The sequence below is a fragment of the Methyloferula stellata AR4 genome (assembly GCF_000385335.1).
GTDB lineage: Bacteria > Pseudomonadota > Alphaproteobacteria > Rhizobiales > Beijerinckiaceae > Methyloferula > Methyloferula stellata.
The window spans coordinates 1,118,213-1,136,613 of the sequence record NZ_ARWA01000001.1; the positions used below are offsets into that span (position 1 = coordinate 1,118,213).

Here is an 18,401-nt window from a genome sequence, read left to right on the forward strand (position 1 = left end):
TTACGGGCTCCATGCTGGCGGCGCTTTCGCGCCGCCTTTTTATTCAAGATCCTTTGTTGAGTTTGCGCATCTCGGCGATCAATCCGGCGGTGGATGAGTCGAGTCCCGCGGTCGATGCGCTCTTGTCGGCGATGATCGGCGCCAGCCGAAGCGCCAATTCCTTGCCGAGTTCGACGCCCCATTGATCGAAGGCATTGATGTTCCAGATCACCGATTGCACGAAGACCTTGTGCTCATAAAGCGCGATCAACTGGCCGAGCACGCGCGGCGATAGTTTCTTATAGATGAATGTGCTCGATGGTCTGTTGCCCGCAAAGACCTTGTGCGGCGCCAGCGCCTTGATCGCAGCCGCATCGAGACCCTGCTTTTGCAATTGCGTCTCGACTTCCGCGAGCGAGCGTCCGCGCATCAAGGCTTCGCTCTGGGCGAGGCAATTGGCGAATAGCAATTGATGATGCTTGGCGTCGGCCGCATTGGGTTGTGCCGCGATCAGAAAATCGATCGGCACGATGTCGGTGCCTTGATGCAGCATCTGGAAGAAGGCGTGCTGGCCATTGGTGCCGGGCTCGCCGAAAATGACCGGCGCCGTTTCATGCGTGACCGGCTCGCCGTTGAGGCGCACAGACTTGCCGTTCGACTCCATTTCGAGCTGTTGCAGATAGGCGGGAAAGCGCGCCATCCGCTGATCATAGGGGATCACCGCCTGAGTCCGGTAGTCCCAGAGGTTGCGATACCAGATACCGATAAGCGCCATGATCACGGGGCCGTTTTGCTCTAACGGCGTCTCGCGGAAATGCGTGTCTATATCCTGACCGCCAAGCAGGAACTTCTCGAATTTCTCCGCGCCTATGCCGATCGCGAGCGAGAGCCCGATCGACGACCAGACCGAGAGCCGTCCGCCGACATAATCCCAAAAGCCGAAGATGCGGTCGGGCTTGATGCCGAAGGCGGCAACCTTGTCGAGCGCCGTCGAGACCGCGCAGAAATGATCGGCGACGGCGGCCTCGCCCAATTTTTCCGCGACGATGGCGCGTGCGGATGCGGCATTCGTCATCGTCTCCAAGGTCGTGAAGGTCTTGGAGCAGATGATGAAGAGCGTCGTCGCCAAAGGCACGCCGGCCAATGTGTCGCCGAGATCGGCGCCATCGACATTGGCGACGAAATGCAATTTGAGCTTCGGCGAAACGAAGGGCGACAAGGCGCGTCCCGCCATGGCGGGGCCGAGGTCCGAGCCGCCGATGCCTATATTGATGATATCGGTGAAGGGCGCGCCGCTCGCCGATTTGATTTCGCCCTTGCGGATCGCTTCGGCGAAGGCGAGGACCTTTTTACGCTCCGCGAGCACTTCCGGCATCACGTCGCGGCCTTCGGCGATCATCGGCCGATCGGTCAGATTGCGCAGCGCCATATGCATGGCGCTTCGATGTTCCGTCACGTTGACGAGATCGCCCGCAAAAAGCGCCGCGCGTTTCTCTTCAAGCCCCGCCGCGCGGGCAAGCGCTACAAGCAGATCGAGGGTTTTCCGGGTGACGCGATGTTTCGAGAAATCGAAGAGAACGTCGTCGAGCTGAATATGGAACTTCGCGTAGCGTTCCGGATCGGCGGCGAAGAAATCCGCGATCTTTTGATTTTCCATTTCGGCCCGATGCGCGGCGAGAGCGTCCCAGGCGTCCGTCAGCTTTGTTTGGTCCATTGATGCCTCGCGAGAAAAGGATCGCGACGCATCGGGAGCCGCGGTCCGCGGCTCCCCCATTCGCCGCTATTCGGCCGTGCTTATCACGGGCTTGCGTTGCGCCAATAAGGCATTGACGGCGAGCGTCACGACAATATTGAGAACAAGCGCCAGAAGTCCGACATAAAGCGTGATCTTCGTGTCGCCGAAGACCAGCGTATGAAGCGGCTTCAACCCGTCCATCCAAGAGAAATAGGTGCCGACGGCCAAGCCGGACGCCCAGCCCGCGAGCAAAGCCGGCGCGCGGAACCAGTTTGTAAATAGGCCGAAGACTACCGCGGGAAAGGTCTGCAAGATCCACAATCCGCCGAGCAATTGCAGATCGAGTGCGAATTGCGTCGGCAGAAACAGGATGACCAGCAATGCGCCGACCTTGACGACCAAGGAAGTGACTTTCGCGACCTTGGCCTCGCCCGCATGGCTGACGTTCGGATCGACATAGGCCTTCCAGACATTGCGCGTGAAAAGATTGGCGGCGCCAATCGACATCACGGCGGCGGGCACCAGCGCGCCAATCCCGATGGCAGCGAAGGCAAAGCCCGCGAACCATCCGGGGAACAAGGTCTTGAAGAGCATCGGGACGACGTCATTATTGCTCGCGACCTTCAAATGCGCCGCATGGCCCATATAGCCGAGCAGGGCGATAAGGCCGAGGAGCAATGTATAGGCCGGCAGCAGCATCGCGTTTTTGCGAATCGTCTGGGCGCTCTTGCTCGCAAAAATCCCGGTCAGCGTATGCGGATACATGAAGGCGGCGAGCGCCGATCCGAAGGCGAGCGTCGCATAGGCCATATATTGCGAAGGCGCGAGCAGGATGCCGCCCGATCCCTTGGCCTTGAAGGCCTCGTCGGCCGCCGAAAAGATCGCGCCATAGCCGCCGAGCTTGATCGGGATGATGGCGATCGCGACGATCACGATGATGTAGATCATCGCATCCTTGACGAAGGCGATCAGGGCCGGCGCCCGCAGGCCGGACGAATAAGTGTAGAGCGCGAGTACGAGGAAGGCCAGAATCAGCGGGATTTCGCCGGTAAGGCCAAGAGCCTTGATGACAGCCGCCATGCCGATGAGCTGCAAGGCGATATAGGGCATGGTCGCGATGATGCCCGTCAGGGCGACGGCAAGTTCGAGCCCGCGCGATTGATATTGATCGTGAACAATATCGGCGGCGGTGACGTGAGCTCCGTCCTTGGCGCGGCGCCAGAGCAGCGGCATGACCGCGAAGACGAAAGGATAGACGATGATCGTATAGGGCAAGGCAAAGAAGCCGTAGGCGCCGACGCCGAAGACGAGCGCCGGAACCGCGATCACCGTATAGGCGGTGTAAAAATCGCCGCCGACCAGGAACCAGGTGATCCAGGTACCGAATTGGCGACCGCCCAATCCCCATTCGTCGATATGGGCGAGCGTCGCGGGCCGCCGCCATTTCGCGGCGACGAAGCCCATGACGGTCACGAGCAGAAAGAAGAAGACGAAGACGGCGATCGCCGGATAGTCGAGCTCACTCGTCATCGGGCAGACTCCGATAGACGATGTAGATCAGGATCGAGGTCAGCGGCACCCAAGCGAGCTGATACCAATAGAAAAAGGGAAAGCCGAAAAGATCGGGAGCCGCCCTGTTATAGGGGCCGACGATAAGCAGTCCGAGATAGGGAAGCAGCAACAGGAACCACAGCGGGCTCGGGCGGGATTTCGGCATGTTTCCAGTCCAAATAAGATCGAGACCGCCGAGCTTATTTGGAATCCGCGTTATTTTCGAGCCTTGCCTTTAGTTCTAGAAGTTTTGCAAAGGGCGAATTGGGGTCGGGCTGGCGCTCGCGCGGCGGACGCGGCGCATTTGCCGGTTTGTTCTGGCGATCCTGGCGATGCTCATCCTGCCTTGGACCCTTGGGCCCGGACTTGCCGCGCCGATTGTCGAAATGCGGCTTGGCGGATTGTTCGTTGCCTTCGCCTGCCGCTGGCGCAGCACCAGCTTCTTGATTTTGTTTTTGGTTTTCGCGGCGCGGCTGATGTCTGCGATTGTCGTTTCTATGCCGCTCGCCTCTGTGGGCGTCGTCGCGGCCCTCGTGGTTCAGTGCCGCCGCGGCACCGGCCTCGACCGTTTCAGGGGTTGTCGCTGCGTTGGCCGGTGCACCAGGAGCGCCGGCATGCGCATGTCTTGCGGGCCGGTTGCGTTGATTACGCGGCGCAGTATGTTTTTGGTGGTGCTGGCGATGCGGATGCCAGACTTCGATGAGTTGGGGTTCGGCTTCGGCAGCCGGCTCAGCGGCCTCGATTTGATCGGGCGCTGCCGCGACGGGCTCGCTTGCCGCCTCAGCGGCGGTGTCCGCCGGGCTCTCCGCCGGAGCTTCTGCCGATATTTCGGCTTGGACCTCCATCGGGACTTCGGCGGGTGCTTCCGCCGATGGTTCGGCAGTTATCACTTCAACAGGCGTCTCTTCGGCAACTGTCTCTTCGGCAATTGCTTCTTGGACAACTGTTTCCTCGACAGCCTCCGGCTTCGCCTCGCCCGCGCTTGCGTCTGCTTCCGGCGCCGGTGTCTCTTGCGTTGCCGCGGGCTCGGTCACATGCACAGGTTCGGTCGAGGCTTTGGGAATCAAAGGCAAGGTGATCGCTGGACCTTTGCGTTGCTCCGACTGATAGCCGAGCGAGCGCAGGATCGAGGCGAAACTTTCGCCAGAGCAACCCGCAAGCGATGTCATATTGACGGTCACGACGAATCCATCGCCATCGGCAGAGCCTGGCGGCGGATCGCCGGGCGTGGTGCCGGGCCGATAGGCGACGGCGGGGCGGATGAGATCGGCGAGACGTTCCAGAATATCGACGCGCACCGCGCGGTCGCCGCAGACGCGAAAGCCCGCCGCGCGATAAAGGCCCTTCGGCACATCCTTGTCGGCGACGAAAGACGTGCGTCCCGAAGAGGCGAGATGCGGGACTTCATCGAGGCCTTTCATCTCTTCGACGCCGCCATGGCGCAAGGCCCAGAGTTGCGCGGCGAGCGCACGCGGCGCCGGCTTGACGAGTTGCGGCAGATAGAGATGAAAGGCGCCGAAGCGCACGCCGAATTTGCGCAGAGCCGCGCGCGCTTCCTGCGACAGGCCTTTGACATCTTCCGCGACGCGGGCGCGTTCGAGAATGCCGAGCGACTCCGCCACTTGGAAGGCGATGCCGCGTGCAATGCCTTCGAGCCCTTCGCCTTTTTCGAGCTCCGCCAGCGGGCCGAGAAGCTTCTTAATATGTTGCGCCGTCCAGAGATCGAGCCGCCTTTGCACCTTTTCGAGGTCGGCGCCGGTCAATTGCTCGTCTGACAGGATGCGCGCGCGTGGTTCGAGTATATGCGCTCCATCGACGAGTTTCGCGACCGGCTCGCCGAGCCAGCGGATCAACCCGTCATTGGCGAGAACGAAGGCTTCGTCGACCGCCTCGTGAACGCGTGTCGCGCGTCCTTCGATTTCGCTCGCGAGCGCCTTTTGCGCGGCGGCATTCAAGGTGCGCGCCGCTTCGCCGCCGGCCTGCGGGTCGGCTGTGAAGCGAAAACCGTTGAGATGACCGACATGCTGGCCTTCGACCATCACATCGCCGCTGCTCGTTACTTCCGCTTCCAACATCACGTTCTCTCTCAAACGACGCATGAGCACGCTCGTCCGCCGGTCCACAAACCTTTGGGCGAGACGCTCGTGCAAAGCGTCCGACAATATGTCCTCTACCCGACGCGTGACCCCCTGCCAATGCTCGGGGTCATCAAGCCAGTCCGTTCTATTCGCAATGAAGGTCCAGGTGCGAACCTGAGCAATTCGTGCGGATAGGGTATCGAGGTCGCCGTCGACCCGATCCAATACACTCACATGCCGGGCGAACCAATCCTGTGGAATATGGCCCGCCCGCACAATAAAGTGGAAGATCGAAAGCGCCAATTCCGCGTGAGCCGCCGGGGATAATTTCCGGTAATCGGGGATCTGGCAAGTTTCCCATAGCCGCGCGATATCGGCTTTCGTCTTGGCGGCGCGGATCACTTTTTCGTCGCGGGAGGCGATTTCCAGCACCAATTGGTCTTGCGCGACAGGCGCGCGTGTCAAACCGGGCTCTTTCGGCGTGATATCGAGCGAGGCCGCGAGCGCCGTCAGAGACGCGAAATCGAGATCGGTGTTGCGCCATTGCAGCATACGGACCGGTTCAAAGCGATGATCTTCCAAGGCTTCGACCAGTTCCGGGTCAAACGGCGGACAACGGCCGGTGGTCCCGAATGTCCCATCGCGCATATGGCGTCCGGCGCGCCCGGCAATCTGGCCGAATTCGGCTGGAATGAGGCGGCGATAATGCCAGCCGTCGAATTTCCGGTCGGACGCGAAGGCAATGTGATCGACATCGAGATTGAGGCCCATGCCGATCGCGTCCGTCGCAACGATATAATCTATGTCGCCGTTTTGAAACATTTCGACTTGGGCATTGCGGGTGCGCGGCGATAGAGCTCCAAGAACAACCGCCGCCCCACCGCGTTGGCGCCTGATCCATTCTGCGATCGCATAGACTTCCTCGGCCGAGAAGGCGACGATGGCCGAGCGGGGCGGCAGCCGCGCAATCTTTTTCTCTCCGGCGAAGGTCAATTTCGACAGGCGCGGGCGCGAGAAGATGGGCGCGCCCGGCAAAAGCTCGCGCAATGCGCGTTCCATCGTCGAGGCGCCGATCAGCAAAGTCTCTTCGGAGCCGCGCCGGTTGAGCAGCCGGTCGGTGAAAATATGGCCGCGGTCGAGATCGGCAGCGAGTTGGATTTCATCGATCGCCACAAAGGCGACGTCGAGATCGCGTGGCATAGCCTCGACCGTCGATATCCAATAGCGCGGATTTTTGGGTTTGATCTTTTCCTCGCCGGTGATGAGCGCGACCGCCGAAGCGCCAACCTTTTCAGCGACGCGATTATAGACCTCGCGGGCGAGCAGCCGCAGTGGCAGGCCGATGATGCCGCTCGCATGCGAAAGCATGCGCTCGATCGCATAATGGGTCTTGCCGGTATTGGTCGGCCCGAGCAGCACGCTGACGCTTTTCGCGCGATCGCTTGGATGCAGATGGGCCGCCGGAACTAAGACATTCATCGACGCAGGCCGGCACCGTCATGAGAGAGGGGCGGAGAAGGGTTCTCTGTATCACAATGGCATCGCGCGCCCAGCCGTTCTTTACGTTCTGAACGAGTCACGAACGAATCGCGGCCGAATCGCCGACACGAGCCAAGATCCCGCTTTGTTCCCGACAAGATCATGTGGCTTAGCATGACGCGACCACAGGATGCGGTGAAATTGGGCTTTTCTGGGGGTTTTTCATGGCCTGTGGAAAGCGTTCAAAACGCCGATCGTTGCGGACTCCGGACGGGCTTTTTGTCAACAAGGTGGCATCCTTGATTCATATAGGACTTCACTTTCGAAATGCGCGCCTGCGAAGGTTTTTTCGCCGGCGTCTAGGGGCTAGCAGGAGTTTTTACACTTCGGCCTGCTGGCCAATTGGTAAATTTCCTCCGGAAAAGCCGGGAAAATAAAGGCCCAAAAGCCGGTCGCGATAGGCGACAAGATTGGCGTGATTTTCCGCCGCCGCGCGGATCGGCGATTGGCAGGCAGGCGATAAAAGGCAGCCGACGAAGCCGAAGACCGTCGCGTCCGCGCCGCAGGGCGCGTCGCCCATCAAAAATGCTTTCTCGCCGAGGACTGCGGCGAGAGCCTCGAGGTCGCGGATCGCGAGCTCAGCGATCTCTTCTTTTCTATGGCGGCCCATGCCTTGAACGTTCAGGCGGCGGACGACCATGCGGCGGATCATGATTTTGGCGAGAGGCCGCACCGGCGCCGGAAGCCAATCAAAGAACCGCGCCACGCTGCGTTCGAAATTGCCCATGTCGCACCAGCGCATGTCGACGAGCGCCCAATAAAGATGATCCTCGCACATTTTCTCGAGCGCCCAGGCAGTGGCTCTGGCGCCAGGGCTCAAACCGGCATCGAAGTCGACGCCATATTTGGTCTCGATATGAAAGCGGATGAAGGTCGAATCGGCAATCGCTGCGCCATCATCGACGATAAAAGGCAGCTTGCCTTTCGGCGCCTTTCGAAAGCCGCCGCGCTCTTCCTTGTAAGGAAGGCCTGCGAATTTCAAAAGCAGCATGGCCTTGACGACGAAGGGGCTCGCGTCGGGCAGATCGAACAGAGGTCCAAACGTATAAAGCGTGATCATAGGTGGGCCTCAGATCAAGGTCCGGCCAACATGCCACCAGATATGAGGTTTTGTCATCGCCGCAGCGATAATGCCCTCGCCTGGTAGAGGGCTACGGAGTTACCGAGCTTGGACGCCTTCTCCTCGGTCGAGGCGTAATTACACGCTTGCAGGCTGCTTAGAGCGTGCAGTCCGGGTGCCGAGAAAAACCAGCGGGACCGCGATTGCATTTATGACGGCCACAGAGAGCCAGATGGCTCCGGGCCACTCCTTCTGAACGGCAAAGTAGAATGTCGAGAAAGCCAGCGGGGCGATGATGGAGGCCAAGCTGACGGCCGATGCCAGTACGCCTTGGAGCTGGCCTTGGCATGCCGGGTCAACCTGCCGGGTGGCCAGGGCCTGAAACGCGGGTGTACCGATGCTGCCGAGAGCGAAGATCGGCATGATGGCGAACACGATCCAGCCTTGGTTGGCGAAGGCCATGGCGACGAGAGCAATGCAGGAGCAGGCAATCCCGACGACAATGGCAAAGCGTTCCCCGAGCAGTTTGGTAGCTGGACCGGGCAAGAGAGCCTGCACCAGCGTTTGGCAGACACCGAACGTGCCTAGCGAAAGGCCGATCCAAAGGCCATTCCACTGGAACGTGTCGAAGCCCCACAGTGCCCAGCAGGTGCCATAGGCCTCTCCAGCGGCGCTTAAGAAGAAATACACAAGGATGATAGGCAGAAGCCCTTTCATCGAGAAGACCCAACGCAGCGGCTGAAGCGGGTTGAGCGCGGCCAGATCGATCTTCTGGTGCCCCGGTATGTGAGACTCCGGCAGGATGAACAAAGCCAGCAGGAGATTGCAGGCGTTCAGCACGGCGGCGGCGATGAAAGGGAGCCGCACCCAGGTGTCGCCGAGCAGTCCGCCGAGAACCGGACCGATGATGAAGCCGATGCCAAACATGGCGTTGGACAGGCCGAAGCGACGGGCTCGCTTGTCCTCGGGCGAAATGTCGGTGATGTAGGCCGTTGCAACGGAGACATTGGCGCTGGTCAGGCCAGCAATGGCGCGGCCGAGGAACAACATCCAAAGCTGCGGCGCGAAGGCCATGACGACATAATTGAGCGCCGCTCCCGCTAGGGAAATGAGCAGTACGGGACGCCTGCCCAGGTTGTCGCTCAAAGCGCCGAGCACGGGCGCAAAGATGAACTGCATGACCGCATAGAGCGCGATCATGATCCCGATGGTGGGCGCGATATTCTGGGTGTGCGTCACATCCTCAAGAAGTTGCGGGAGAATGGGGAAGATGAGGCCTATGCCCGCTGCGTCGAGACCGATTGCGACGAAGATGACAACAAGGGGTTTGTTCATAGTGGCGGGAGCCATCCACACAAGACTATCGGTTAATTCACCAGTGGCCGTCGATCCCAGCGTGCCATTTAGCGCGGCCGAAACCGTGCCAATCAGCGCTGACATCGAGCTTCATCGGCAACAGATCCGAAGCGGGCCTTCAGCCGATGACCAGCACGAGCCTGCCTCGCACGTGCCCATTCTCACTGACGCGGTGCGCGTCCGAGATCTTGTCGAGCGGGTAGGTTCGCTCGACGGGAAGCCAAAAACGTCCGGCTTCGATGAGCGCAGCTATTTCAGTCAGCGCGTGAAAGGCGTGACCGTGAAGAAAGCCGCTGCTGAAGCGTACCTCGTGCTGTTTCGCTCCGTCGATGTCGGCAAGTGTCACCACGTTCTGCGGGCCGCCGGCAAGATCGATCAACTCGGGCAGCACGCCACTTCCGGCAACGTCGAGCGCGGCGTCGACGCCATCGGGCGCGAGGGCGCGGACTCGGTCGGCCATGCCTTCGCCGTAGGTCACAGGCTCCGCGCCGAGGAGCCGAAGATAGTCGTGGTTGGCAGGGCCGGCGGTGCCGATCACGCGCGCGCCGCGGGCGATGGCGAGTTGAACAGCGGCGCTGCCGATCCCACCCGCGGCGCCATTGATGAGCAGTCTGATTCCACGACCGACGCCGAGTTGGTCCAGGCTGCGCGTCGCCGTTTCGAGCGCGACGGGGAGGCCGGCGGCGTCGACGAAACCGAGAAAGAGCGGGATCGGCGCCCGATAGGTCAGCAGCGCCAGTTCGGCCGCTCCGGCACCATCGTCGGAGACACCGAAGACCCGGTCGCCGACGGAAACATCTGTAACACCCTCTCCGACTTCGTCGACGACGCCTGCCACGTCGCGACCCGTCGTCTGCGGCAACCCTGCGCCGAAGCTCAACAGCCCCTTGCGCAGCTTCCACTCGGTTGTGTTGATGCCGGCCGCGCGCACGGCGATGCGGACCTGTCCGGGACCCGGATGCGGGTCGGGAAGATCCACGATCTCGAGGACCTCGGGACCCCCGAACCGGCTGAATTGCGCGGCTTTCACGAGCCTTTCCTTTCGGCCCGTCCTCTGCCACTCGTGGCCCAGACGCTCCAGCACAAGGACGCGCGCGCCACCTCGACGGCCGTCAGGAGTCCGACCGGTCCCGCCTCCACCATCACAATATCAATTGGATCTGCCATATACCGCACTCAAATTTGTACTCAGTACATTTAATGTGAGCTATCGGATGTATTGTCAATACAAATATATACTGAGTACATAGATTGTGATATTATGAGTTCTATGCCAGCGCTCTCCGACCGGCGATCCCGCAAGCGCCTCGCCACGCGACAAGCGATCTCCGACGCCGCCACGCTCCTCTTCATCGAACGGGGCTTCGATCATGTGACGGTGGACGAGATCGCTGAGGCCGCCGACGTCGGGCGGATGACGGTGTTCAACCACTTTCCCCGCAAGGAGGACATGTTCTTCGATCGCGACGAAGAAGGCCGCGAGATCCTGCGCGACGCCTTAGCGCAGCGCGATCCCGGCATTGCTCCGATCGAGACGTACCGCCTGCTCGCGCATAGGTCGATTGCCGAACAACGCCCCTACGTCGAATTTTCTGCCCGGAGCCAAAGCTTCATAGAGACGATCGAGCGCAGCGAGGTCCTCAAGGCGCGGGCGAGGGCGATCCGTGACGAACTCGCGCAGGTCGTGACAGTGGCGCTCGCCGAATGCGTTGGGCGAGACCCTGCCGATCCCGACGCTTATCTCGCGGCCGGCCTGCTCTTGGCGGCGTGGACCGTGGCCTTCATCCAGGCGCACCGGACCTTTCGGCAGAGTCACGATACAGAGAAAGCAAACGCCGTATTTCTCGCCCTTGTCGATAAGGGAACCATCGGCCTGAAAGCCGCAATGGCAGGCACGCCTTACGCTTGAGCGCCCGGCATCAATGCGTGGTGGCGGTCTGTTCCGTCGGAGCGATATTGAATTCCACGGCGTCGACAACGGCCATGCCGGCCATCGTCCGCAACGATACCCGGAAGGGCACAACCACATGGGCGTGCTCGACCGGTGCGAGCCAGACTTCGATATCGCGATTGGCCGCCATGAAGGCCGTCGACTTCGAATCGACCTTGTGACCGGCGACCGGCTTATAGCGCGCCGAGCAGACCGAAACCGGCCCGACATAGCCCGGCACCGAAACGGTTCGCATCCCGGCGTAATATAAAGTGATGTCGAAGCGGGTGAAGCCGTCATAGACGGGGATCGTGCGATTGCAGGCCGCCGGCCCGACGAGAGATTGTCCCGGCGGAACGGCCATGATCAGTGCGCTGGTCGGATCGAGGATATTGCGCTTCAGCGCTTCGGTGACCGGGACCCGGCCTTCTCTATCTTCGAAGGGCGGTGACACATCGACGGCGGTCACGGCGCCGCTGTGCAAGGACATGCGCACCGTCCGCGTCTCATAGGCATTGGCCGATGTCGTCGCATAGGTCGCCGGCACGACCGTCCCCTTATGAATGCTGCCCGAGGAGGCAAGCGCCATTTGGAGGCGTGAGACCATGGCCGCGAGGCCGCTCAATTGCGCATTGAGATCGATTTTATACCCGTCCGGTTGCAGAAGCCCGCTCGCCGACGCATCGCCGATGTGGAGTCCGACGAGCGTCACGGAATAGCGCGCCCTGATCAGATCGGCCTGGGCCGCTGCCGCACTGGCGTCGAGACCGGCTGCGAGGCATCCGAGAAGCGCAAACCAGCGTCTGACCGATAGGGGTGAGATCATGCGAAGAGCACCGGACTTTAAGCGCGTTTGCCGGCCAGACACACATCTGACCGGCCGAAATCGCGCGGGATCAAGAGGCCGGAACATGCCGGTTTTTGGAAAGACCATTCGGCCTTTCCGGCCGTGCTCCGGAAAACGCGTGTGTCACCCGTGATGTAGAGGCCGAAATCCGCCGCTTTCATGGCCGGCCTTTTAGGGCCGACGATATCGAACCGACAAGCCGAATCAGAGCCAAGTCTGCTTTCATCACAGATCGGCGCATGCCAGGCAAGCCGCTGGGCGGACGCGCGGGCTCGCGGCGGAAGGATCACATTTTTGCGATTGCGGCGTCCAGAATCTGCTTGCACCGCAGCAGGCGTTCATATTCCGCGCGGTCGATTTCGATCTTTTCGCCGGTTTGGACATAGCCCGGCGGATCGTAGGCCGCCGCATTGGCCGCCTCGGTCAGGGCCATTTCGATCTGGGTGATGCGTTCCTCCGCCCGTTCGAGATAGGGCAGGGGATTGGCGAGAACATTGGCTTCGTGCTGGGCTTCGAGGGTCACGAGCTTGGTAAAGCGCCGGACCTTATCTTTTTCCTTTTTCCCGAAATCATGCTCGATGATCGTCATGGAGCGCTCCAAACCACCGGATTGATGTGGAAAGGCCAATGCCCCAGAAGTCCAAGACATCGGCGAAACTCCTCCCATCATGTCACGTTCGTCATATTTTCCAATGCAGATTTTGGATGCAAAGGCCGCTGTCCGTTGCATGGGATTATCCGTCGCGGTGCGGCAAAACCCGCCTTTGCGGTCGTGGCAGAGCCATGTCCAGGCAAATTCCTTGGAATTTGACGCGAAAAGCCTATGGCAGCCTGCTTAGTTATTCGGCTAAGTTTGGTGTGCCATGAGTTGAGGACCCGGCTGGGGCGAGGGGAGTGAAACTCCAAAATCAAAATAAGGGTCTCGGGGATAGGAAACACCATGTGGTCGCAAGTCTATAATCCGTTTGACAACGCGGTGTTGTCGACGCTTGTCGCGTCGATCCCCGTCGTTGCCATGCTCGTCATGCTCGCCTTTTTGCATGTCAAAGCGCATTGGGCGGCTTTGATTTCCCTGGCATTCGCTCTCACCATCGCGGTCATTGGTTTTACGATGCCGGCCGACATGGCGTTGAGGGCCGCTTTCCTCGGCTTTTTGAGCGGGTTCTTCCCGATCGGTTGGATCATTCTCAATGTTATTTTTCTTTACCGGCTCTGCGTCGACAAAGGCGCTTTGACGATCGTTCAGGACTCGCTCGGGGCCGTGACCCCGGACAGACGTCTCCAGCTTCTTTTGATCGCTTTTTCCTTCGGCGCGTTTTTCGAGGGAGCTGCCGGATTCGGAACGCCGGTCGCCGTGACCGGCGCGATCCTGATCGGCTTGGGCTTCTCGCCGCTCGCTGCCTCCGGCCTGGCGCTGATCGCCAACACGGCGCCGGTCGCGTTTGGCGCGCTCGGCACTCCGATCGTGACGCTCGCCGCCGTTATGAAACTGACCGACAATGTCGATCATGACGCCATCATGCTCGGCGCGATGGTCGGCCGGCAATTGCCGCTGTTCTCCTTCATCGTGCCGTTCTGGCTGATCTATGCCTTCGCCGGATGGCGCGGCATGATGGGTGTCTGGCCGGCGATCCTGGTCTGCGGTATCTCCTTCGCGGTCCCGCAATTCGTGATTTCGAATTATCACGGCCCTTGGCTCGTCGATGTGGGCGCGGCCCTTTGTTCCATGGCGGCGCTCGTCGCCTTCTTGAAAGTTTGGCAGCCGAAGGAGATCTGGCATTCGCCCAAATTGCGCGGGCATGTCGATCATTCCCACGTCAATCCGGATCAAGAGCTCCCGGTTGTGACCCCCAAGGCCGCCAGCCGGAACCAATTGATCGGCGCCTGGACGCCGTGGATCATTCTGTGTCTTTTCGTTCTTGTCTGGGGCACGCAAACTTTCAAGGATATCGTCAATCCCTTCTTCCTGCCGAAATGGCCGATCGACGGGCTGAACAATCTCATTCAGAAAGTTCCGCCCGTTGTGCCGGCACCGGCAAAGGAAGGCGCTGTCTTTGCCTTCAATATTCTAACCATGAGCGGCACGGCGATTCTGCTCGCGGCCATCGTTTCCGGCATCGTGATGAAATATTCGCCGGTGAAACTCGTCAAAGAATATGTACGCACGCTCTGGGTCGTCCGCTACTCCTTGATCACGATCTCGGCCATGCTGGCGCTTGGAACGGTCACCCGCTATTCGGGCCTTGATGCGACCCTCGGTCTTGCCTTTGCCCATAGCGCTTTCTTCTATCCCTTCTTCGGCACCATGCTCGGTTGGCTCGGTGTCGCCTTGACGGGATCGGATACGGCCTCGAACGTGCTCTTCGGCGGCTTGCAGAAAGTCTCCGCCCAACAGCTCGGACTCTCCGCCGTTCTCATGGGCGCGGCGAACTCGTCGGGCGGCGTCATGGGCAAGATGATCGATGCGCAATCGATCGTCGTCGCCTCGACCGCGACCGGCTGGTATGGGCACGAGGGCGACATTCTGCGCTATGTGTTCAAGCATTCGATCTTGCTTGCCGCCTTGGTCGGCGTTCTCGTGATGCTGCAGGCCTATGTCTGGCCGTTCACGGAAATGGTTCTCAAGGTCAACTAAGAAGGTTGCGTATCTGACATGATCGGTTGGACGATTAAGGACTGGCGCCGCGCCTATGAAGAAGGTGCGGCGCCGGAGAATTTGCTTTTCGATCTCCTCGATCGTCTGCCGCCAAATGATGTGGCTTGGATCAGCCGGGTCGATCGGGAGGGTTTAAGAACTCAGCTTGCCGCCGCAACCGCGCGGCGTGAGGTCGCGAGACGCAGCGGGGCCGACCTGCCGCTCTATGGCGTGCCCTTCGCGGTCAAGGACAATATCGACTTCTGCGGTCTGCCGACCACCGCGGCCTGCCCCGGTTTTGCCTATAGACCCGCAGTCCATGCCTTTGTCGTGCAAAGGCTGATCGAGGCGGGCGCCATTGTCATAGGCAAGACCAATCTCGATCAATTCGCGACCGGGCTTTGCGGCGTGCGTACGCCTTATGGCGCGGTGCCCAACGCGATCGATCCGGCCTATGTGTCCGGCGGCTCCAGCGCGGGCTCGGCCTCCGTCGTCGCGCGCGGCCTTGTGCCTTTCGCGCTTGCCAGCGATACGGCTGGCTCGGTGCGGGTGCCGGCGGGCCTGAACAATATTATCGGCTTCAAGCCGACGCGCGGCGCCTGGAGCACGACGGGCGTGGTGCCCGCTTCGCGCACGCTCGATTGCGTCTCCGTGCTCACGACGACGGTCGAGGATGCTTGCACCGTCGATGATATTGTCGCCGGATATGACGTTGCCGATGCCTATTCGCGGCAAAAGCCCGAGACCGCATCGGAGCCATGGCCGGAGCATCCGCGTTTCGGTGTTCCCGCCGTGCCGGATTTTTGCGGCGATACGCAGACGCAGGCCGCCTATGAAGCCGCCTTGAAGAAGCTTGAGGCTTTCGGCGTTTCTTTGGTGCCGCTGCCTTGGGATATCTTCGATGCGGCCAATGCGCTCTTCTATGCCGATGCCTTCGTCGGCGAGCGCTATGCGGCACTTGAGGAGGTTGCGACCAAACAACCCGACGCCATGCTGCCGATCATTTTGGAGATCATCTCCGCCGCGAAAAAATATTCGGCCGCGGACGCCTTTCGCGCGATCTACAAGCAGGCCGATCTGAAGCGTAAGGCGGATACGATCATGGCGGGAGTCGATGCGCTTCTCGTGCCGACCGCGCCGGTGCATCTGCGCATCGCCGATGTCGAGGCCGATCCGATCCGGCTCAACAGCCTGATGAGCCGCTATTCGAATTTCGTCAATATTCTGGACTTCAGCGCTTTGGCATTGCCGGCCGGATTTCGCGCCGATGGCCTGCCGCTCGGCGTGACTTTGATCGGACCTGCCTGGGCCGAACGCAGACTTTGCGAATTCGGCGCGCGTTATGAGGCATTTCTCAATCTGCCGCGCGGCGCTTTGGCGGCAGGCTGATTGCGGGCATAGTGCGCGCTCTCCCTCGTTAGGATGCGCCATGCTCATCTCTCAGATTGATCCCTGGGTCGCCGCCGGAGTCGTGGTCGCGACAGCGGCGACGGACGCCGTCTATGTGATGTTTACGTCCGCCGTCGTTGCCCGTAAACGCGTGCCCGCGGCCAATTGGAGCAGCATCTGGTATCTGCTCTCCTCATTCGCGGTCATCAGCTATACCAACAATTGGATTTACGTATGCTTCGCGGCGGCAGGCTCCTGGATCGGCGCCTATGCCTCGCTCACATTTTTGCATCGTGCGCCGGCAGGGCCGCCTTTCGGCACGCCGCCGAGTTCATGAATCGAAGGAAGAGGCTTTCATGAAACAAGGCGACAAAGTGCGGTTCAAGGAAGGTTCGCGTCTGCGCGTGACGTCCAAGATTAGGCCGGATGAAGTCGGCGAAGTGACCGGCACGATGAACCACCCATCGGGCGATGCGCGCATCTTGCTCCATGTGCGCTTTCCGTCGCGCGACGTTCCTGCCATTCCAGCGGAAGAGTTGGAACTCGCGCCAGCCTAGGATTAGGACACGATTATTTGGACGTCATTGCGAGCGTAGCGAAGCAATCCAGTGCAGCCGCACGCGCCTTTGCCTCTGGATTGCTTCGGAGCCTCGCTCCTCGCAATGACGGCGGCTGCGATTTAATTGCGACCCGATCCTATCCGATCTCGCGATAGCGCGTCGCAGCGTCGCCCTTGAAATGATCGGGACCGACATGGGTGAGCTTGCTTTTCAGATCGAGCCAGATGTCGCCGCCAAGCGCCCGCCATCTTTGGCAGAAGGCATAATCTTCGCTGAGATAAGTGCCGGTGTCCGGATCGATCAGGCAATCGAATAAAGCATAGAGATTGGAACTCTTCGGCGCTTCTCGTGCGAGCGCGTGGATGGAAGTAAACCGAAGCTCTGGATGGGCCGCGATCAGCCGTTCGAACACCACGCGCTTGATCAATTGAAATCCGGTGCCGGCATATTTTGCCGTCGCGAAACCATCGACGACCTTTCGTTGCGCCGGATCGAGCAGGGTGCCGACATAGGAGAGCCCGGCGGCATCCAATTTTTCGCCGCCGACAACGCGTTTCGGTACGGCGTCCCAATCGATCGTCTTCAATGGATAAAGCCCGGCGACGAAATCCTTGTCGAAGGCAAGCATCCGCTCGAATTGCTCGGTCGCGAAAGCGATGTCCGAATCGACGAATAAAAGATGCGTCGCGCGCGGTTGATCCAGGAAGGCCGCGACAAGCGTGCTGCGCGCCCGCGGGATCAAGGCGTCATTGGCGAGAAGCGCGAGATCGAGCGTGAAGCCGCCGTCCGAGGCTGCCTGCAACAATTTGCAGACCGACAGCATATAGGCTTGATTGACCTGCCCGCCGTAGCAAGGCGTCGCCAGAAGGACGATGGGCCGGCCCGATGGGCTCAAAATAAAACGTCCGATGAGCGCATAATTTTCGAACCCGCCGACCCGGATCGTTCACTAAAGGATGAGAGGCGGCCGACTTCAAGCGGGAGAAAAGCGTGGTCTTGGATTCTCAACCGTTTTTATGGTCAGGCCCTGCTTTAAGCGGTGAAGCACCGATTGATCAGCACGCCGATCGCAACGCCCGCCAGCGCGGCAGCGATGCCGATTGAAACGGTCTCCGCGACCGTCCGTGCAATGCTGCGTTTTGCGATGAGCGCACGTCCGACGCCGAGTACGACCAGCAGAGAAAGGGTCACCACCGCCGAAACCACCCTTGCCTGCGGAATCGGAAGCAGGATAAAGGGCACGATCGGGACGGCGGCGGAAAGAAAGTCCGCGAGCAGCATCCATAGGGCCTGCTCGCGCGGCTCAAGCGGCACCTCGGGATCAGCCTGCAGCGTGAAAAGCACGGCTTTCAGCGCTTCCGGGCTGTCTCTCACCGCGCCAGCCAGGGCGGCGGAGAGGTCGGGCGTCAGGCCAGCCTCTGCCAGCCGGTCCGGCAATTCGGCGGCGAGGGCGGCCGGATCGCGTGCGAGATCGGCCTTCCGGCGCTCATGGTTCTGTCTCAGCTCGGCCTGGCTCGTCTCGGCATCGAGATAGGCGCCGGCCATCATGGAGACGGCGGCGGCGGCTGCCCCCGAGGCGCCGGCAACCAGCACGGCGCTGCTGCTCGTGGTCGTCGCCGCGACGCCGAAGATCAGCCCGAAGATGGAGACGGTGCCGTCTTCCATGCCGAAAACGATCGTACCGGCGGAGGCGATGAGCGAACGCTTCAGCCCCGGCAGAATCGATGCTGTCGTCATCTCAG

At 60.7% G+C, this 18,401-nt stretch carries 16 protein-coding genes; 5 read left to right on the forward strand and 11 right to left on the reverse strand.

Translation table 11 applies throughout. The annotated features are described in order from the left end of the window. Positions 1-43 precede the first annotated feature (43 nt). The 7 genes from pgi to A3OQ_RS0105550 form a co-directional block, all read right to left on the reverse strand. A complete protein-coding gene (pgi, locus tag A3OQ_RS0105520) occupies positions 44-1,693 on the reverse strand; it encodes a glucose-6-phosphate isomerase (RefSeq protein WP_020174370.1) in 1,650 nt (549 codons plus the stop codon). Between the two features lie 66 nt (positions 1,694-1,759). After that, on the reverse strand, positions 1,760-3,244 hold the full coding sequence (gene mctP, locus A3OQ_RS0105525; protein WP_020174371.1) for a monocarboxylate uptake permease MctP: 1,485 nt from the start codon (positions 3,242-3,244) through the stop codon (positions 1,760-1,762). Beyond that, the gene (locus A3OQ_RS0105530) at positions 3,234-3,431 is read right to left on the reverse strand and encodes a DUF3311 domain-containing protein (protein ID WP_020174372.1); all 198 of its coding nucleotides are present in this window, start codon (positions 3,429-3,431) and stop codon (positions 3,234-3,236) included. Before A3OQ_RS0105530 ends, mctP begins: the two co-directional genes overlap by 11 nt. Before the next feature lie 34 nt (positions 3,432-3,465). Then, positions 3,466-6,822: a helicase-related protein gene (locus A3OQ_RS0105535; RefSeq protein ID WP_020174373.1), complete on the reverse strand. Its 3,357-nt coding sequence runs from the start codon at positions 6,820-6,822 to the stop codon at positions 3,466-3,468. Between the two features lie 379 nt (positions 6,823-7,201). Continuing rightward, a complete protein-coding gene (locus tag A3OQ_RS0105540) occupies positions 7,202-7,942 on the reverse strand; it encodes a glutathione S-transferase family protein (RefSeq protein WP_020174374.1) in 741 nt (246 codons plus the stop codon). A 138-nt stretch (positions 7,943-8,080) separates the two neighbouring features. Next, on the reverse strand, positions 8,081-9,277 hold the full coding sequence (locus A3OQ_RS0105545) for a TCR/Tet family MFS transporter (protein ID WP_020174375.1): 1,197 nt from the start codon (positions 9,275-9,277) through the stop codon (positions 8,081-8,083). 139 nt (positions 9,278-9,416) lie between these two features. After that, complete coding sequence (locus A3OQ_RS0105550; RefSeq protein WP_020174376.1) at positions 9,417-10,328, reverse strand: NADP-dependent oxidoreductase; 912 nt, start codon at positions 10,326-10,328, stop codon at positions 9,417-9,419. 240 nt (positions 10,329-10,568) lie between these two features. On the opposite strand from A3OQ_RS0105550, the gene A3OQ_RS0105555 reads away from it, so the two are divergent. After that, positions 10,569-11,207: a TetR/AcrR family transcriptional regulator gene (locus A3OQ_RS0105555; RefSeq protein ID WP_020174377.1), complete on the forward strand. Its 639-nt coding sequence runs from the start codon at positions 10,569-10,571 to the stop codon at positions 11,205-11,207. A 10-nt stretch (positions 11,208-11,217) separates the two neighbouring features. On the opposite strand, the gene A3OQ_RS0105560 is transcribed toward A3OQ_RS0105555, so the two are convergent. Both A3OQ_RS0105560 and A3OQ_RS0105570 read right to left on the reverse strand, forming a co-directional pair. Then, the gene (locus tag A3OQ_RS0105560; protein WP_020174378.1) at positions 11,218-12,054 is read right to left on the reverse strand and encodes a DUF3108 domain-containing protein; all 837 of its coding nucleotides are present in this window, start codon (positions 12,052-12,054) and stop codon (positions 11,218-11,220) included. Positions 12,055-12,361: 307 nt separating this feature from the next. After that, entirely contained in the window at positions 12,362-12,664 is a 303-nt protein-coding gene (locus A3OQ_RS0105570; RefSeq protein WP_026595530.1) for a hypothetical protein, read from the reverse strand. Positions 12,665-13,015: 351 nt separating this feature from the next. Between A3OQ_RS0105570 and A3OQ_RS0105575 the strand changes: the two genes are divergently transcribed. From A3OQ_RS0105575 to A3OQ_RS0105590, 4 genes are read left to right on the forward strand one after another with little or no spacing between them, the layout of a single operon-like run. Continuing rightward, positions 13,016-14,710 (forward strand): L-lactate permease, encoded by a 1,695-nt coding sequence (locus A3OQ_RS0105575; RefSeq protein WP_020174381.1) that lies wholly within the window; start codon positions 13,016-13,018, stop codon positions 14,708-14,710. Between the two features lie 18 nt (positions 14,711-14,728). Beyond that, the gene (gene atzF, locus A3OQ_RS21415) at positions 14,729-16,099 is read left to right on the forward strand and encodes an allophanate hydrolase (protein WP_020174382.1); all 1,371 of its coding nucleotides are present in this window, start codon (positions 14,729-14,731) and stop codon (positions 16,097-16,099) included. Positions 16,100-16,139: 40 nt separating this feature from the next. Beyond that, positions 16,140-16,436: a hypothetical protein gene (locus tag A3OQ_RS0105585; protein ID WP_020174383.1), complete on the forward strand. Its 297-nt coding sequence runs from the start codon at positions 16,140-16,142 to the stop codon at positions 16,434-16,436. Positions 16,437-16,455: 19 nt separating this feature from the next. After that, positions 16,456-16,656: a hypothetical protein gene (locus A3OQ_RS0105590; protein ID WP_020174384.1), complete on the forward strand. Its 201-nt coding sequence runs from the start codon at positions 16,456-16,458 to the stop codon at positions 16,654-16,656. Between the two features lie 139 nt (positions 16,657-16,795). Here A3OQ_RS0105590 and A3OQ_RS0105595 read toward each other — a convergent pair whose 3' ends face one another. Together A3OQ_RS0105595 and A3OQ_RS23390 are read right to left on the reverse strand one after the other, a co-directional pair. Next, positions 16,796-17,554 (reverse strand): hypothetical protein, encoded by a 759-nt coding sequence (locus tag A3OQ_RS0105595; protein WP_020174385.1) that lies wholly within the window; start codon positions 17,552-17,554, stop codon positions 16,796-16,798. Positions 17,555-17,691: 137 nt separating this feature from the next. Next, positions 17,692-18,396, reverse strand: a complete 705-nt coding sequence (locus A3OQ_RS23390; RefSeq protein ID WP_020174386.1) for a VIT1/CCC1 transporter family protein — start codon at positions 18,394-18,396, stop codon at positions 17,692-17,694. Between the last annotated feature and the right edge of the window lie 5 nt (positions 18,397-18,401).

Excerpts from the sequence above, each read along its gene's own strand:
- pgi (WP_020174370.1), bottom strand. The coding sequence starts at position 1,693 with ATGGACCAAACAAAGCTGACGGACGCCTGGGACGCTCTCGCCGCGCAT.
- mctP (WP_020174371.1), bottom strand. The coding sequence starts at position 3,244 with ATGACGAGTGAGCTCGACTATCCGGCGATCGCCGTCTTCGTCTTCTTC.
- A3OQ_RS0105530 (WP_020174372.1), bottom strand. The coding sequence starts at position 3,431 with ATGCCGAAATCCCGCCCGAGCCCGCTGTGGTTCCTGTTGCTGCTTCCC.
- A3OQ_RS0105535 (WP_020174373.1), bottom strand. The coding sequence starts at position 6,822 with ATGAATGTCTTAGTTCCGGCGGCCCATCTGCATCCAAGCGATCGCGCG.
- A3OQ_RS0105540 (WP_020174374.1), bottom strand. The coding sequence starts at position 7,942 with ATGATCACGCTTTATACGTTTGGACCTCTGTTCGATCTGCCCGACGCG.
- A3OQ_RS0105545 (WP_020174375.1), bottom strand. The coding sequence starts at position 9,277 with ATGAACAAACCCCTTGTTGTCATCTTCGTCGCAATCGGTCTCGACGCA.
- A3OQ_RS0105555 (WP_020174377.1), top strand. The coding sequence starts at position 10,569 with ATGCCAGCGCTCTCCGACCGGCGATCCCGCAAGCGCCTCGCCACGCGA.
- A3OQ_RS0105560 (WP_020174378.1), bottom strand. The coding sequence starts at position 12,054 with ATGATCTCACCCCTATCGGTCAGACGCTGGTTTGCGCTTCTCGGATGC.
- A3OQ_RS0105570 (WP_026595530.1), bottom strand. The coding sequence starts at position 12,664 with ATGACGATCATCGAGCATGATTTCGGGAAAAAGGAAAAAGATAAGGTC.
- A3OQ_RS0105575 (WP_020174381.1), top strand. The coding sequence starts at position 13,016 with ATGTGGTCGCAAGTCTATAATCCGTTTGACAACGCGGTGTTGTCGACG.
- atzF (WP_020174382.1), top strand. The coding sequence starts at position 14,729 with ATGATCGGTTGGACGATTAAGGACTGGCGCCGCGCCTATGAAGAAGGT.
- A3OQ_RS0105585 (WP_020174383.1), top strand. The coding sequence starts at position 16,140 with ATGCTCATCTCTCAGATTGATCCCTGGGTCGCCGCCGGAGTCGTGGTC.
- A3OQ_RS0105590 (WP_020174384.1), top strand. The coding sequence starts at position 16,456 with ATGAAACAAGGCGACAAAGTGCGGTTCAAGGAAGGTTCGCGTCTGCGC.
- A3OQ_RS23390 (WP_020174386.1), bottom strand. The coding sequence starts at position 18,396 with ATGACGACAGCATCGATTCTGCCGGGGCTGAAGCGTTCGCTCATCGCC.